Source organism: Chimaeribacter arupi (assembly GCF_002858805.1).
Taxonomy (GTDB): Bacteria; Pseudomonadota; Gammaproteobacteria; order Enterobacterales; family Enterobacteriaceae; genus Chimaeribacter; species Chimaeribacter arupi.
In genome coordinates, this window is the sequence record NZ_PJZI01000021.1 from 12,709 (window position 1) to 27,574 (window position 14,866).

Annotated in this window: 15 protein-coding genes; 9 read left to right on the top strand and 6 right to left on the bottom strand. The window is 62.6% G+C overall.

All coding sequences use genetic code 11. The annotated features are described in order from the left end of the window. Positions 1-44 precede the first annotated feature (44 nt). The 4 genes from modA (at position 45) to CYR52_RS13125 (ending at position 3,732) form a co-directional block, all read left to right on the top strand. Entirely contained in the window at positions 45-857 is an 813-nt protein-coding gene (modA, locus tag CYR52_RS13110) for a molybdate ABC transporter substrate-binding protein (protein ID WP_072926172.1), read from the top strand. After that, complete coding sequence (modB, locus tag CYR52_RS13115; RefSeq protein ID WP_072926170.1) at positions 857-1,546, top strand: molybdate ABC transporter permease subunit; 690 nt, start codon at positions 857-859, stop codon at positions 1,544-1,546. Before modA ends, modB begins: the two co-directional genes overlap by 1 nt. Continuing rightward, positions 1,546-2,604, top strand: a complete 1,059-nt coding sequence (gene modC, locus CYR52_RS13120; protein ID WP_101828732.1) for a molybdenum ABC transporter ATP-binding protein ModC — start codon at positions 1,546-1,548, stop codon at positions 2,602-2,604. Before modB ends, modC begins: the two co-directional genes overlap by 1 nt. A 462-nt stretch (positions 2,605-3,066) precedes the next feature. Continuing rightward, positions 3,067-3,732, top strand: a complete 666-nt coding sequence (locus tag CYR52_RS13125; RefSeq protein ID WP_101828733.1) for a DsbA family protein — start codon at positions 3,067-3,069, stop codon at positions 3,730-3,732. A gap of 48 nt (positions 3,733-3,780) precedes the next feature. Here the strand turns inward: CYR52_RS13125 and CYR52_RS13130 are convergent, their stop codons facing one another. Further along, the gene (locus CYR52_RS13130; RefSeq protein WP_101828734.1) at positions 3,781-4,602 is read right to left on the bottom strand and encodes a pyridoxal phosphatase; all 822 of its coding nucleotides are present in this window, start codon (positions 4,600-4,602) and stop codon (positions 3,781-3,783) included. A gap of 192 nt (positions 4,603-4,794) precedes the next feature. On the opposite strand from CYR52_RS13130, the gene pgl reads away from it, so the two are divergent. After that, the gene (gene pgl, locus CYR52_RS13135) at positions 4,795-5,811 is read left to right on the top strand and encodes a 6-phosphogluconolactonase (protein WP_101828735.1); all 1,017 of its coding nucleotides are present in this window, start codon (positions 4,795-4,797) and stop codon (positions 5,809-5,811) included. 64 nt (positions 5,812-5,875) lie between these two features. On the opposite strand, the gene CYR52_RS13140 is transcribed toward pgl, so the two are convergent. The 4 genes from CYR52_RS13140 to bioA form a co-directional block, all read right to left on the bottom strand. Further along, the gene (locus CYR52_RS13140) at positions 5,876-6,358 is read right to left on the bottom strand and encodes a kinase inhibitor (protein ID WP_072926161.1); all 483 of its coding nucleotides are present in this window, start codon (positions 6,356-6,358) and stop codon (positions 5,876-5,878) included. 65 nt (positions 6,359-6,423) lie between these two features. Further along, entirely contained in the window at positions 6,424-7,104 is a 681-nt protein-coding gene (locus tag CYR52_RS13145; protein WP_072926159.1) for a type 1 glutamine amidotransferase domain-containing protein, read from the bottom strand. 30 nt (positions 7,105-7,134) lie between these two features. Further along, positions 7,135-8,175, bottom strand: a complete 1,041-nt coding sequence (locus CYR52_RS13150) for an NADP-dependent oxidoreductase (RefSeq protein WP_072926157.1) — start codon at positions 8,173-8,175, stop codon at positions 7,135-7,137. Positions 8,176-8,346: 171 nt separating this feature from the next. After that, a complete protein-coding gene (bioA, locus tag CYR52_RS13155) occupies positions 8,347-9,615 on the bottom strand; it encodes an adenosylmethionine--8-amino-7-oxononanoate transaminase (protein ID WP_101828736.1) in 1,269 nt (422 codons plus the stop codon). A gap of 135 nt (positions 9,616-9,750) precedes the next feature. Between bioA and bioB the strand changes: the two genes are divergently transcribed. From bioB to bioD, 4 genes are read left to right on the top strand one after another with little or no spacing between them, the layout of a single operon-like run. Continuing rightward, positions 9,751-10,791 carry a biotin synthase BioB gene (bioB, locus tag CYR52_RS13160; RefSeq protein ID WP_072926153.1) on the top strand — a complete coding sequence of 347 codons (1,041 nt, stop codon included), beginning with the start codon at positions 9,751-9,753 and terminating at the stop codon, positions 10,789-10,791. Between the two features lie 5 nt (positions 10,792-10,796). Then, positions 10,797-11,948, top strand: a complete 1,152-nt coding sequence (bioF, locus tag CYR52_RS13165; protein ID WP_101828762.1) for an 8-amino-7-oxononanoate synthase — start codon at positions 10,797-10,799, stop codon at positions 11,946-11,948. Continuing rightward, entirely contained in the window at positions 11,932-12,708 is a 777-nt protein-coding gene (bioC, locus tag CYR52_RS13170) for a malonyl-ACP O-methyltransferase BioC (protein WP_241522416.1), read from the top strand. The genes bioF and bioC overlap by 17 nt, the downstream gene beginning before the upstream one ends. Beyond that, positions 12,701-13,387, top strand: coding sequence for a dethiobiotin synthase (gene bioD, locus CYR52_RS13175; RefSeq protein WP_072926150.1), 687 nt, complete (start codon positions 12,701-12,703; stop codon positions 13,385-13,387). Before bioC ends, bioD begins: the two co-directional genes overlap by 8 nt. On the opposite strand, the gene CYR52_RS13180 is transcribed toward bioD, so the two are convergent. Then, positions 13,368-14,075: an ATP-binding cassette domain-containing protein gene (locus tag CYR52_RS13180; RefSeq protein WP_072926149.1), complete on the bottom strand. Its 708-nt coding sequence runs from the start codon at positions 14,073-14,075 to the stop codon at positions 13,368-13,370. The genes bioD and CYR52_RS13180 overlap by 20 nt on opposite strands. Positions 14,076-14,866 lie beyond the last annotated feature (791 nt).

Here is a 14,866-nt window from a genome sequence, read left to right on the forward strand (position 1 = left end):
ACGTTATATCCTTTGCTATATAACGTAACCCGGAGACTGTCCTGATGCCCTTGCTGACCAAAAAAAGCCTGCTTACCCTGACACTGCTCTCTGCCCTGACTTCCCAGGCGCAGGCGGCGGAGAAAATCACCGTGTTTGCTGCCGCGTCGCTGACCAACGCGTTGCAGGATATCGCGCTGGATTACCAGAAAACCCACCCGGTGGAGATCGTCTCCTCGTACGCCTCCTCGTCAGTGCTGGCGCGGCAGATTGAGCAGGGCGCCCCGGCGGATCTCTTTATCTCAGCTGACCAGCAATGGATGGATTACGCGGCGGCGAAACAGCAGATCATCCCCTCAAGCCGTTACACCCTGCTGGGCAATGATCTGGTGCTGATTGCCCCGGCGAAAGCCGGTGCCGCGAAGGTCACGCTGAATAAGCAGACCAACTGGACATCACTGCTGGCGGGGGAACGGCTGGCCGTGGGTGACCCGGACCACGTCCCGGCGGGGATATATGCCAAAGAGGCGTTGCAGTCGCTCGGGGCCTGGGCGGCGCTGGAGCCGAAACTGGCGCGTGCCAATAATGTGCGCGCGGCGATGGCGCTGGTGGAGCGCGGCGAAGCGCCTTACGGCATCGTCTACGGTTCTGACGCGGTGGTCAGTGATAAAGTAAAGGTCGCGGGCACCTTCCCGGCCGACAGCCACAAGCCGGTGGAATACCCGATGGCAATGGTGAAAGATCACCAGACAGCCGCGGTCAGCGCCTTCTATGATTATCTGAAAGGGCCGCAGGCGGCGGCAGTCTTCACACATTATGGTTTCACCCCAACACAAGGCGGGCTTGCGCCCACCCAGAACGGATCGACTTCACACTGATGATCATAAGCGCGTATGAGTGGCAGGCGGTGCTGCTGAGTTTACAGGTGGCGGGCGTGGCGGTGCTGTGCAGCCTGCCGTTCGGCATCCTGATGGCCTGGGTGCTGGTGCGCTGCCGTTTTCCCGGCAAAGCCCTGCTCGACAGCCTGATCCACCTGCCGCTGGTACTGCCGCCGGTGGTCATCGGCTATTTGCTGCTGATTGGCCTGGGGCGACGCGGGCTGATTGGCGGCTGGCTGTATGACACCTTCGGCATCAGCTTCAGTTTCAGCTGGCGCGGCGCGGCGCTGGCCTCGGCGGTGGTCGCGTTCCCGCTGATGGTGCGCGCCATCCGGCTGGCGCTGGAAGCCATCGACCTGCGCCTGGAGCAGGCGGCGCGCACGCTGGGCGCGTCACCCTGGCGGGTCTTTTTCACCCTGACCTTGCCGCTGTCGCTGCCGGGCATCATTGTCGGCGCGGTGCTGGCCTTCGCCCGTTCGCTGGGTGAGTTCGGCGCGACCATCACCTTCGTCTCCAATATTCCGGGGGAGACCCGCACCCTGCCGCTGGCGATGTACACCCTGATTGAAACGCCGGGCGCAGAAGCGGCGGCGGCGCGGCTTTGTGTGATTGCGATTGTGCTGTCACTGGGCGCGCTGCTGCTCTCGGAGTGGCTGGCGCGCTGGAGCCAACGGCGGTTGGGGGCCTGATGCTGGAACTCGATATAACGCAACAGCTCGGCGATCTGGCGTTGTCGGTGCAGGCCACGCTGCCTGCGCAGGGGATCACCGCCATCTTTGGCCTTTCCGGCGCGGGCAAAACCTCGCTGATCAATGTGATTGGCGGCCTGACGCGGCCCGATAGCGGCCACATCCGGCTTAACGGCCGCGTGCTGGTGGACACCGCCGCCAACCAGTGGCTGCCGCCGGAAAAACGCCGCATCGGTTACGTGTTCCAGGATGCGCGGCTGTTCCCGCACTACCGGGTTCGCGGCAACCTGACCTACGGTATGCCGCCCGCCCAGCGCGGGCAGTTCGACACGGTGGTGGCGCTGCTCGGTATTGAGCCGCTGCTGGATCGGCACCCGAATACCCTGTCCGGCGGTGAAAAGCAGCGGGTGGCGATTGGCCGGGCGCTGCTGACCGGGCCGGAGATGCTGCTGATGGATGAGCCGCTGGCTTCCCTGGATCTGCCGCGAAAACGTGAGCTGATGCCCTATCTGGAGCGGCTGGTGCGGGACGTCAAATTGCCGGTGCTCTACGTCACCCACAGCATGGATGAACTGCTGCGGCTGGCGCAGAACGTGCTGATGCTCGATCAGGGGCAGGTGCGCGCCGTCGGGCCGCTGGAGGAGGTGTGGGCCAGCAGCGCGCTGCGGCCGTGGCTGCCGAAAGAGGAGCAGAGCAGCGTGCTGCCGGTCACGGTGCTGGAGCACCACCCGCGTTACGCGATGAGCGCCCTGAGCCTCGGCGACCAGCACCTGTGGGTCAACCGGGTTGAGGCGGCGGCAGAGTCGCCGCTGCGCATCCGCATCCAAGCCGCTGATGTCTCGCTGGCGCTGCAACCGCCCACCGGCAGCAGCATCCGCAATATCCTGCGCGCCAAAGTGCTGGAGTGCCTGGAGGTCAGCGATCAGGTTGAAGTCAAACTGGCGGTGGGCGATCAGGTGCTCTGGGCGCGCATCTCCCCCTGGGCGCGGGACGAGTTGCTGATTAAGCCCGGTATGTGGCTCTACGCGCAGATCAAAAGCGTGTCGATTTCTGGTTAGGGCATCGGCGGGGGGCTGACGTCGCCCACCGGCTGCCCCCGTTTCTTGCCGTGATTCCCCGCCTGTTGCCCTGTCGCGCAGCAGGGCAGGAATAGGGGGTTATTTTCTTTATTATCAAAAATAACGCCCCAATAAATAAAGCGCGTGAGGGTGATAAACCCTGGCGGTCAATTAATACCTGCCTATTATATATTTCCAATGACCAATAAAATACGTGAATGAATTAAAGATTATAATAATAATGTTTAGCGATATTAATTTTACACTATTAGGAATAGTGCTGTATGCTCAGCGCCCGATATGACCTGGGGTGCGCCGGGTTATTATTTCCGGCGGCGGCTGTCTGTTCAGGTTTATATTTATGGCTGTTTTACCGCGACAGCCAGCCCCATTAATTTTTATACGTTGTTGATACCCGCAGGGCCGGCGATGGCCGGGCCTGCTCCCGGATGAGAGTAAGCAATGATAAACAAAAAGAATATTCTTTATTTTCTGGCGTATACCCTGCTGGTGATCGGCATTTCTTCTTGGTGTACCACGATGTGGATTGAGAAATTCGTGCTGAGTGGCGGCCAACAGGAAATGCTGGTTGATAAGGGGGAAGAGGGGGCGGCTAACTCACCGGTACGTGACGAGAATGCCATTATTGAAGTCTTCTCTTATGCCTGCCACTTTTGCCAGCAGTCATCAAATGACGTGCAAGCCCTTGAAGCGAACATGCCTGCAGGTAAAAAAGTGGTCTATTTACATATTAATGATGGGTCAGGCAACTGGCTTTCCGGTTCAGCCCGTGTTTTCGCCACACTTAATGTCATGGGTATTGAAAAACAACACCGGGCGGCACTCTATGATGCGGTGATTAATCAGCAATTAAATACCTCTGATATACAGCAATTTAATGCATGGTTAACCAAAAACGGGATTAATGTTGAAACCTATCGCCAGGCCGAAGCCTCAGCGGAGGTGGCCGACGCGCTCGATTATATGAAAGCAGTCACCGCCTATTATAAAATCAATGGCACCCCCGCCTTTATTATCGGAAAACGGTGGGTGGCTTACCAGGACAGCGAATTTGGTGAGTTTTCTAAAAAAATGATTGGGCTGCTCGCCTCGCAAGATAAACCATAAGGCGGCCACAGGTGGAAATGCTCCCCGCCCATCAGGGCGGGGAAACGGTTACTGCAAAATCTCTTTGGTGATCACGTCCGCAATGCCCGGCTCCTCATTGGTGCCAATCACGCGGGCGGCGCGCTCTTTGATGTAGTCATCCGCGTTGCCCATCGCCACGCCCAGCCCGGCGGTTTCCAGCATCGAGAGATCGTTATAGTTATCACCAAACGCCAGCACATCCTTCATGGTCATGCCCTGCGCCTCCACCCACTCCTGCAGGCGTTTGCCTTTGCTGTTGCCGCCTTTGGCGACGTCCACCTGGTCGTGCCATGACCATTCACACGCCAGCCCCAGCCGCTCCTCAACCTCCACGGTAAAGGCTTTCAGCGCTTTCAGGTCAGGGTGGGTGGTGGCAAATTTCCAAATAGCCTCTGCTTCCTGTGCTGCCTCACGCAGGCTGTTGACCTGCAAAATGGTGGGGCGCTGCGCTTCCGGCAGGGTCTCCGCCCATGCCAGTGAACGCAGCACATGATCGGTCGGGCGCTCATACAGCATCGCATTGTCCACATACAACATGCCGTGAATCTTAGAGTGATCCAGCATGGTGATCACCTCCTGCGCCAGCTCTTCCTGTAGTGGGTCAGACGCCAGCACCTTTTTGTTCTGGTAGTCATACAGGTAGGTGCCGTTACAGCAGATGGCCGGGGTATCGAGCTTCAGCGCCTGGTAGAACGGGTGGATGGCGACATGGTGGCGGCCGGTCACTACCAGCACCTTCACGCCCTGTTCACGGGCGGCCTGAATGGCCTTCAAAGATTCCGGGAGGATACGTTTTTGACGGTCAAGCAGTGTGCCGTCGAGATCGAGCGCAATTACGCGATAGGTCATAGCGGGTCTCTTTATCGAAAGTGAATAAAAGTCAGCCTGTTCAGAAGATAGTACACGCGAACGCCGGATGGGGAAAACGCACACGGCACTTTGCGGCAGCGGGCTGAATGGTTATGGTAGAGGATTACCGACCCCGTACATTGACTTACGCCACCCATGCTGCTGTTTTCGGCAGCTGTAAAAGGAGAGACCATGAAGCAAGTCGTCTATGTCGCCAGCCCGGACAGCCAGCAGATCCACGCCTGGCAACTCGCCGGTGACGGCACGCTCACCCTGCTGCAAACCGTTGACGTACCCGGCCAGGTACAGCCGATGGTATTGCGCCCGGACAACCGTTTCCTGTACGTCGGCGTGCGCCCGGCGTTCGGCGTGGTGAGCTACCGTATCGCCGATGACGGTAAACTGGAGCAGGCCGGTATGGCCCCGCTGCCGGGCGGCCCCACCCATCTGGAGACGGATTTGCAGGGGCGCTTCCTGTTTGCTGCCTCCTACAGCGGCAACTGCGTCAGCATCAGCCCGATAGGCCATGACGGCGTGGTGCAGGCCGCCAGCCAGACGCTGGAAAACCTGCAGGCCCCGCACTCCGCCAACATCTCACCGGACAACCAGTTGCTGCTGATCCCTTGCCTGAAAGAGGACCGCATCCGCCTGTTCGATCTGGCGCAGGACGGCACCGCCACCCCGCACCAGCCGGAAGCGCTTTCCGCAGCGGAAGGGGCCGGGCCGCGCCACATGGCGTTCCACCCGAACCACCGCGTGGTGTACTGCGTAAACGAGCTGAACAGCAGCGTTGACGTCTACCAGCAGGACGGGCAGGGCGGTTACCGCCAGGTGCAGTCCCTCAACGCGATGCCGGACGATTTTGCCGACACCCGCTGGGCGGCGGACATCCACATCACGCCGGACGGCCGTTTCCTCTACACCACTGACCGCACCGCCAGCCTGCTGAGCGTGTTCCAGGTGTCGGAAGACGGCAGCGTGCTGACGCTGGCAGGCCACCACCCGACGGAAACCCAGCCGCGCGGCTTCAACATTGACCACAGCGGCCAGTACGTGATCACCGCCGGGCAGAAATCCGCCGGCATTGAAGTGGCGAAAATCGATCAGGCGACCGGCGCGCTGAGCACGCTGGCCCGTTACGACGTCGGCCAGGGCCCGATGTGGGTCACCATCCTGGATCTCGACAAACAATATTCGTCGATTGAGTAAGGCCTCTTTGCCGCATAAAAAAGCCGGCCCCCAGGGGCCGGCTTTTTACATGGGTGCAGGCACCTCAGTTAAACGTGACCGTTAAACTCGCCTTGCCGAGGCTGTGGTGGTGCAGGTTGAAGCCGAGCATCGCGCCGCTGGTGTTCTCGTCCACCTCCAGGTGGTCAACGTCCAGCGCGTGCACGGTGAACTGGTAGCGGTGGGTTTCGGTTTTCGGCGGCGCAGCGCCGCCGTAGCCGGCTTTGCCGAAGTCGGTGCGGGTCTGCGCCGCGCCTTCAGGCAGGCCGCCTTTGCCGGAACCGGCCCCGGTCGCCAGTTCACGCACGTCGGCCGGGATGTTGGCGACGCCCCAGTGCCACCAGCCGGAGCCGGTCGGGGCATCCGGATCGTAGACCGTAATGGCGAAACTTTTGGTGCCTTCCGGCACGCCGTCCCAGGCCAGGTGCGGGGAGAGGTTCTCACCGCTGTAGCCCATGCCGTTAAAGACCTGCTGCTGCGGCATTTTGTCGCCGTCTTTCAGATCGTTACTGCGTAATGTAAATGCCATATCGTCCCCTGAATCAAGGTGGTAAAAAGCGGCAACCGGTGCCGCCCCAGGCAGGGATCTCTACCCTATACGTCCAGCTTTTTCAATAACATCTGTGCAGTGGCCGCCGAGGAGCCGGGGTTCTGGCCGGTCACCAGATGGCCATCGTCGATCACGTAGCTTTTCCAGTCCGCCTCTTTGCTGTACTCACCGCCCATGCGTTTCAGCTCATCTTCCACCAGGTACGGCACGATTTTGGTCAGGCCCACCGCGTCCTCTTCACTGTTGCTGAAGCCGGTGACGCGCTTGTCCTGCACCAGCGGGGTGCCGTCCGGTTTTTCGGCGTTACGCAGCACAATCGGCGCATGGCAGACTGCCGCCACCGGTTTCCCGGCCGCGTAGAGGGTGTTGATGATCATGATCGATTTACGGTCATCCACCAGATCCCACAGCGGGCCGTGGCCGCCGGGGTAGAACACGGCGTCATACTCATTGGCATTGACAGCGTCCAGAGTCAGGGTATTCGCCAGCACCTGCTGCGCGCTGTCATCCTTGCGGAAGCGCTCAGTGTGTGCGGTCTGGGCGTCCGGCTCATCGCTTTTCGGGTCGAGCGGCGGCTGGCCGCCTTTGGGCGACGCCACGGTGACCTCTGCGCCCGCATCGATAAATTCATAATAGGGTGCGGCGAACTCCTCCAGCCAGAAGCCGGTTTTTTTGCCGGTATCACCCAACTGGTCGTGCGACGTCATAACCATCAGAATTTTCATTTTTCCTCCTCACGTAAGGTGGCGGCAGGTTTACGCATCATCCCCGACGCGCACCACCACTTTGCCGAAGTTTTTGCCTTCCAGCAGGCCAATCAGCGCCTGCGGGGCGTTCTCCAGCCCGTCCGTGATATCTTCACGGAAATTAATTTTGCCCGCGTTGAACCACTCGCCCATCTGCGCGGCGAACTCCGGGTAACGGTGGCCGTAATCATCAAAAATGATGAAGCCTTGCATCCGCAGGCGTTTGCGCAGGATAAGCCCCGTCAGTTGCGGCAGGCGGTCCGGGCCGTCCGGCAGGCCGGTGGCGTTATAGTGGGCTACCACGCCGCACACCGGGATGCGCGCCTTGCTGTTGAGCAGCGGCATCACCGCGTCAAAGACCTTGCCGCCGACATTCTCATAATAGACGTCAATGCCGTCCGGGCAGGCGGCCGCCAGTTGCGCCTCAAAATCGTCGGCCCGGTGGTCGATGCAGGCGTCAAAACCGAACTGTTCCAGGGCGTAACGGCACTTCTCTTCGCCGCCGGCGATGCCGATGGCACGGCAGCCTTTGAGTTTGGCGATCTGCCCGACCATTGAGCCGACCGGCCCGGTGGCCGCGGCCACCACCACGGTTTCGCCCGGCTGCGGGTTGCCGATGTCCAGCAGCCCCATGTAGGCGGTGAAGCCCGGCATCCCGAGCACGCCCAGCGCCAGCGACGGATGATCCGCGATGTGGTCAGCCAGCTTCTGCACCTTGTCGCCCGGCATTACGCTGTAATCCTGCCAGCCGGTGGTGCCGAGCACCCAGTCGCCCTCCTGGAAATCCGGGTGGCGCGACGTGACCACCTTCGAGACGGCGCCGCCGGTCATCACCTCACCGATTTCCACCGGCGCGGCGTAAGACGGGGCATCGCTCATGCGGCCGCGCATATACGGGTCAAGCGAGAGGTAGACCGTGCGCAGCAGCAGCTCACCCTCTGCCGCCTCGGGGATCGGGTGCTGTTCCAGACGGAAATTATCGGCGGTGGGCGCGCCATGCGGGCGTGATGCCAGTACCAGTTGACGGTTTACGCTGTTGCTTTGACTCATCACTCACTCCTGTTCACGGAAAAAGGAACACCATCCCTAAGTATAGGCATGAGTTCTTAGGATTTTATGCGGTGACCAGGGCACAGGGTGGGGAAACGCGCCGGAAGCAGCGCGGGGCGGGGTAGAACGCAGGGCAAAAAAAGGGGAAGCGCAGTGGCTTCCCTCAGGCCGTCAGGCCAGTGCGGAGGCGATGGCGCGGGTCAGGCGCGTCAGCTGTTCCGGGGTGATGATGTAAGGCGGCATCAGGTAAATCAGCTTGCCGAACGGCCGGATCCAGACGCCCTGTTCCACAAAGTGGCGTTGCAGCCGCGCCATGTCGACCGGCGTATGCAGCTCCACCACGCCGATTGCCCCCAGCACCCGCACCGCGGCGACCGCCGGGTGCCCGGCCAGCGGCGTCAGTTCCGCCCTGAGCTGGGTTTCAATCGCCGCGACCTGCGCCTGCCAGCGGTTCTCCGCCAGCAGTGCCAGGCTCGCCCCGGCCACCGCGCAGGCCAGTGGGTTGCCCATAAACGTCGGGCCATGCATAAAGCAGCCCGCCGCGCCGTTGCTGATGGTCTCCGCCACCTGGCGGGTGGTCAGTGTGGCCGAGAGCGTCATATAGCCGCCGGTCAGCGCCTTGCCGAGGCAGAGGATATCCGGCGTGATCCCGGCATGTTCGCAGGCAAACAGTTTGCCGGTGCGGCCAAAGCCGGTGGCGATCTCATCGGCAATCAGCAGGATGCCGTGCTGGTCACACAATGCCCGCACCGCCTTCAGGTAGTCAGGGTGGTAGATGCGCATCCCGCCTGCGCCTTGCACCACCGGCTCCAGGATCACGGCGGCGATCTCCGTGGCGTGCTGCGTCAGCAACTGCTCAAACGGCGCGATGTCCGCGGCGTCCCACGCCTCCTCAAACCCACACTGCGGCGCGTCGGCGAACAGGTGATGCGGCAGGTAGCCCTGATACAAACTGTGCATCGAGTTTTCCGGGTCGCACACCGCCATCGCGCCGAAGGTGTCACCGTGGTAACCGCGTTTCAGCGTCAGCACCCGCTGGCGCCGTTCGCCGCGTGCCTGCCAGTATTGCATCGCCATCTTCAGCGCCACTTCCACTGCCACGGAACCGGAGTCCGCCAGGAACACGCACTCCAGCGCCGCCGGCGTCATCGCCACCAGCTGGCGGCAGAGCGCCACGGCGGCCGGGTGGGTAATGCCGCCGAACATCACATGGGCCATCTGGCCTAGCTGCGCCGTGGCCGCCGCGTTCAGGGCCGGGTGGTTGTAGCCGTGGATGGCCGCCCACCAGGAGGACATGCCGTCCACCAGCGTCCGGCCATCGGCCAGCGTCAGTTCCACACCCTGCGCGGACACCACCGGGTAGCAGGGCAGCGGGGTCGTCATGGAGGTGTAAGGGTGCCAGATATGGCGTTGGTCAAAAGCAAGATCGTCGTGCGTCATCAAACAGTTCCGGCTGAAGCGGTAAACCACAAAGTCTACATAAGGTTTACCGTAAACTAAAGTGATCTGTTTTTGGTTGACAGCATGATGCCGTTATTTACACTGTGCCCACAACACCGATAAGGAGATGCCGCCGTGGCACAACGTATTCACTGGACGCCGGAAACCACCCAGGCGCTGTTTGAGAAGCCTTTTTTAGAGCTGATGTTTGAAGCGCAACAGATCCACCGCCAGCATTTTGACCCGCGTCAGGTGCAGGTCAGCACCTTGTTGTCGATCAAAACCGGTGCCTGCCCGGAAGACTGCAAATACTGCCCGCAAAGTTCGCGCTACAAAACCGGGCTGGAAGCAGAGCGGCTGATGCAGGTTGACCAGGTACTGGAGTCGGCACGCCAGGCGAAAGCGGCCGGCTCGACCCGCTTCTGCATGGGCGCGGCGTGGAAAAACCCGCATGACCGCGACATGCCCTACCTGGAGCAGATGGTGCAGGGCGTGAAGGCGATGGGCATGGAAACCTGCATGACCCTCGGCACCCTGAACAGCGAACAGGCGCAGCGGCTGGCGCACGCGGGGCTGGACTTCTACAACCATAACCTCGACACCTCGCCGGAGTTTTACGGCAGTATCATCACCACCCGCAGCTACCAGGAGCGGCTGGACACGCTGGAAGAAGTGCGCGGCGCGGGCATCAAAGTCTGTTCCGGCGGTATCGTCGGGCTGGGTGAAAGCGTGCGCGACCGCGCCGGGCTGCTGATGCAGCTGGCCAACCTGCCGACCCCGCCGGAGAGCGTGCCGATCAACATGCTGGTGAAGGTCAAGGGCACGCCGCTGGCGGACAATGACGATGTCGACCCGTTTGACTTTATCCGCACCATCGCGGTGGCGCGCATCATGATGCCGACCTCCTACGTGCGGCTGTCGGCCGGGCGTGAGCAGATGAGCGAACAGACGCAGGCGATGTGCTTTATGGCCGGGGCCAACTCCATCTTCTACGGCTGCAAACTGCTGACCACGCCGAACCCGGCGGAAGACAAAGATCTCATCCTGTTCCGCAAACTGGGGCTGAACCCGCAGGCCACCGGCGTGGAGCACGGCGACAACCAGCAGCAACAGGCGCTGGCGGCGCAACTGCTCACCGCTGACAACGACCAGTTCTACAATGCGGCAGCCCGCTGAGCATGATGGGCTGGCAACAACGCATCACGGCCGCGCTGGCTGAACAGCACGCGGCCGCAGCCTATCGCCGCCGTGTGCCGAACCGGGGCGGCAACGGCCGCTGCCTGGTGCAGGGCGGGCAGGCTTACCTCAACTTTTCCGGCAATGATTATTTGGGCCTCAGCCACCATCCGGCGGTGATCGCCGCCTGGCAACAGGGCGCGGCGGACTACGGCGTCGGTTCCGGCGGTTCCGGCCATGTCACCGGCTACAGCGAGGTGCACCAGCGCTTTGAGCAGCGGCTGGCTGAGTGGCAGGGCTACCCGCGTGCGCTGCTGTTTATCTCCGGCTTTGCTGCCAATCAGGCGGTGCTGGCGGCGCTGTTGCAGGCCGACGACCGGGTGCTGGCGGACAAACTCAGCCACGCCTCGTTGCTGGAGGCGTCGTTGCAGGCACCGTCCGGGCTGCGCCGTTTTGCCCATAATGACGCCGCCGCCCTGGCGCGCCTGCTGGAGAAGCCGGTCCCCGGCAACACGCTGGTGGTGACCGAAGGGGTCTTCAGCATGGACGGCGACGCCGCGCCGCTGAAGGCGCTGGCGGCAGAGGCAGCGGCGCACAATGCCTGGCTGCTGGTGGACGACGCCCACGGCATCGGCGTGGTCGGGGAGCAGGGCGCAGGCAGTTGCCGGCAGCAAAACGTGCGGCCGGAACTGCTGGTGCTGACGTTCGGCAAGGCGTTCGGCGTCAGCGGGGCGGCGGTATTGTGCGATGACGCCACCGCCGAATTCCTGCTGCAACGGGCGCGCCACCTGATCTACAGCACCGCGATGCCTGCGGCGCAGGTCTGCGCGCTGGATGCGGCGCTGACGGCGCTGATTGACGGCGATGCGCGGCGTGAGCAGTTGCATCAGCATATCCGCCGCTTCCGCGACGGCGTGGCGGGGCTGCCGTTACAGCTGGCTGATTCGGCGACCGCCATCCAGCCGCTGATCGTCGGTGACAACCAGGCGGCGCTGGATCTGGCGGCGCGGCTGCGTGAGCGCGGCATCTGGGTGAGCGCCATCCGCCCGCCCACCGTGCCGCCCGGCAGCGCCCGTTTACGCCTGACCCTGACCGCCGCTCACCGGCCGGATGATATCGAGACCCTTCTGGAGGCACTGCATGCTGTCTGTGGCTGACCACCCCACAACCGTGGATAAACGCGCCGTGGCGGCGGCCTTCAGCCGCGCGGCGCACCATTATGATGAGGCTGCCGCGTTGCAGCGCCGGGTCGGCGAACGGCTGATGGCGCTGGCGGCCGTGCCGGCCGGGGCCACGGTGCTGGATGCCGGGTGCGGCACCGGCCATTTCAGCCGCCGCTGGCGCGACGCCGGGCACCCGGTGGTGGCGCTGGATCTGGCGGAAGGCATGGTGCAGCAGGCGCAGGCACTGGCCTCGGCGGATCGCTACCTGACCGGTGACATCGAGGCGCTGCCGCTGCCGGACGCCGCCGTGGATGCGGTGTTCAGCAGCCTGGTGGTGCAGTGGTGCGACGCGCTGCCCCAGGTGCTGGCGGAGCTGACCCGTGTCACCCGCCCCGGCGGGGTGATCATGTTCTCCACACTGGCGGCCGGATCGCTGTCGGAGCTGTCGGAAGCCTGGCAGCAGATCGACGGGCACGGCCATGTAAACCGTTTCCTGACCAAAGAGCAGATCGCCGCGGCCTGTGCGCCCTACCGGCATGAGCTGGGCTTCGGCCATGAGCGGGAGCGGTTTGCCGATGTGCGGGCGCTGATGCGTTCGCTGAAAGGCATCGGCGCGACCCACCTGCATCAGGGGCGGGCGCCGGGGCTGACCGGCCGCCGCAGGCTGGACAGGCTGGAACAGGTGTTCCCGCGCCGGGATGGGCAATGCCCGCTGAGTTACCACGTGGCTTATGGAGTGATTTACCGTGATTAAACGCTATTTTGTCACCGGCACCGACACCGAGGTCGGCAAAACCGTGGCCAGCAGCGCCTTGTTGCAGGCTGCGGCGCGCGCCGGTTACCAGACCGCCGGTTACAAGCCGGTGGCGTCCGGCAGTGAGGAAACCGCCGACGGCCTGCGCAACAGTGACGCGCTGGCGTTGCAGCAGCACAGCACGCTGGCCCTGCGTTATGAGGAGGTGAACCCGTACACCTTTGCGGAACCGACCTCGCCGCACATCGTCAGCCGGGACGAAGGGCGGCCGATTGACCCCATCGTGCTCTCTGCCGGGTTACGCGCCCTCGGGGCGCGGGCGGACTGGGTGCTGGTGGAAGGGGCGGGCGGCTGGTTCACCCCGCTGGGGGAGGCGTTCAGCTTTGCCGACTGGGTGGTACAGGAGCAATTGCCGGTGATTCTGGTGGTGGGGGTGAAGCTCGGCTGCATCAACCATGCGCTGCTCACCGCCGCCGCGGTACAGGCGGCCGGGCTGCCGCTGGCGGGCTGGGTCGCCAATGATGTGCAACCGCCGGGGCGGCGGCACGGTGAGTACCTCGCCACGCTGCAACGGCTGCTGCCCGCGCCGATGCTGGGCGAAATCCCTTATCTGGACGATCTCAGCCAGCCGCTCGGCGCGTACCTCGATCTGGCCCGCATCACATCAGATAATGGCTGATTAGCCGGTCATCCAGCTGATCCAGCGTGCCTTCCGCCACGTTGCGCCCGCGGTCCAGCAGGCAGAAGCGGTCAGCAACGCGGCGGATAAACGCTAACTGGTGCTCCACCAGCAGCACCGTGATGCCGAGGTCGCGGTTCAGGCGGTGGATCAGGTTGCCCATCTCCGCCACCCTGTCCGGCGGGCTGCCGTCGGTCGGCTCATCCAGGATCAACAGTTCCGGCTCCGGCACCAGCGCCCGCGCAATCGCCAGCTGTTGTTGCTGGAACGGGCTTAACTCCCCGGCGCGGCGGCTGCCCATATCATGCAGCGCCGGGAACAGCTCAAACACCTGCGCCGGGATCCGGCGGTGCGGGTGCTGCGCCGCCATCATCGCCACATGCAGATTCTCCTCCACGCTCAACTGTGAAAAAATGGGCCGCCCTTGCGGCACATAGCTGATGCCGAGCGCCGCGCGGTTCTCCACCGGCTGTTGCAGCAGGTTTTGCGGCGGCCGGTCGCCGGTCTGCCAGGTCATTGAGCCGCTCCTGACCGGCAGGTGCCCCATGATGCAGTTCACCAGCGTTGTTTTGCCGACCCCCGCCCGCCCCAGCAAACAGGTGCATTCGCCGCGCGGCAACTCCAGATTAACGTCCCATAAGGTGTGGGTCGGTCCATAGAACTGGTTGACTGCTTTTACGCTTAACATCAGGCACTCTCCCGATACGCGATGGTTCATGGTGTGGTTGCCCCGGCCGACGAGCCGCCGGGGCAGTGCAGAGACAGCACCTGCGGCGTGCACGATGCCCGTTAACGCAGCGGGCGGGCGGGCCAGGCTGCGGCAGGACAAGGCCCGCTGATTGACGCCATCGCCAGCAGATTCTGCGGCCGGTATGCGGGATGGCACCCAGGCAAAAGCGCAGGTAAACGGTGTTACGGCAGTGATTAATCATGAAAAATGTTGGCCGGCCGGGACAAAACAAGTCGCCTGCGCACGCTTTCAGTGAAATCCCGCCGCGCCCTGAAACAGGGAAAAACTGCCCGCGCCGTTACCATTAAGCAATCCGCAGGCCAACTTATCATGGGCAGGGAAAAAGAATAACGTTACACGGTTGTTAACGGTTTGCGACTAAAAAAACATCCCCTGACCGGTAAGCGCAGTTAACCATTAGCATGCCGGGGGAGGCGGGTCTGCACCTTGCCGGTGCCTGCGGGGTGATGCTGGTGCACTCTTAACCGGTGCCGCAGTGCCTGGCCTCACCGCCTGAGCTAAAAACGGCGTTCTGCGGTTTGGCAAGAGGGCGCATTAGTCTTTATCAGCATAAATAGCCAGGCAAACCGGGATAAAATTAACTAAAAAAAGCCCATTAATCCTCATCGGGCCGGTAAAGCGCCTTTTTTGCCAACTCCCGCCGCACATGGCGCTGTGTGAGTTATCCACTATTCCTGTGGATAACCTTGTGCATGAGCGTGCGAAAAGTGGCTGTAAGCAAGGCGGGG

What these genes read in the sequence shown, in the direction of transcription:
- CYR52_RS13145 (WP_072926159.1), bottom strand. Translation starts at nt 7,104, where the DNA reads ATGAAAATTCTGATGGTTATGACGTCGCACGACCAGTTGGGTGATACC.
- CYR52_RS13140 (WP_072926161.1), bottom strand. Translation starts at nt 6,358, where the DNA reads ATGGCATTTACATTACGCAGTAACGATCTGAAAGACGGCGACAAAATG.
- CYR52_RS13130 (WP_101828734.1), bottom strand. Translation starts at nt 4,602, where the DNA reads ATGACCTATCGCGTAATTGCGCTCGATCTCGACGGCACACTGCTTGAC.
- CYR52_RS13125 (WP_101828733.1), top strand. Translation starts at nt 3,067, where the DNA reads ATGATAAACAAAAAGAATATTCTTTATTTTCTGGCGTATACCCTGCTG.
- CYR52_RS13150 (WP_072926157.1), bottom strand. Translation starts at nt 8,175, where the DNA reads ATGAGTCAAAGCAACAGCGTAAACCGTCAACTGGTACTGGCATCACGC.
- modC (WP_101828732.1), top strand. Translation starts at nt 1,546, where the DNA reads ATGCTGGAACTCGATATAACGCAACAGCTCGGCGATCTGGCGTTGTCG.
- modB (WP_072926170.1), top strand. Translation starts at nt 857, where the DNA reads ATGATCATAAGCGCGTATGAGTGGCAGGCGGTGCTGCTGAGTTTACAG.
- bioC (WP_241522416.1), top strand. Translation starts at nt 11,932, where the DNA reads ATGCTGTCTGTGGCTGACCACCCCACAACCGTGGATAAACGCGCCGTG.
- pgl (WP_101828735.1), top strand. Translation starts at nt 4,795, where the DNA reads ATGAAGCAAGTCGTCTATGTCGCCAGCCCGGACAGCCAGCAGATCCAC.
- modA (WP_072926172.1), top strand. Translation starts at nt 45, where the DNA reads ATGCCCTTGCTGACCAAAAAAAGCCTGCTTACCCTGACACTGCTCTCT.
- bioF (WP_101828762.1), top strand. Translation starts at nt 10,797, where the DNA reads ATGGGCTGGCAACAACGCATCACGGCCGCGCTGGCTGAACAGCACGCG.
- bioA (WP_101828736.1), bottom strand. Translation starts at nt 9,615, where the DNA reads ATGACGCACGACGATCTTGCTTTTGACCAACGCCATATCTGGCACCCT.
- CYR52_RS13180 (WP_072926149.1), bottom strand. Translation starts at nt 14,075, where the DNA reads ATGTTAAGCGTAAAAGCAGTCAACCAGTTCTATGGACCGACCCACACC.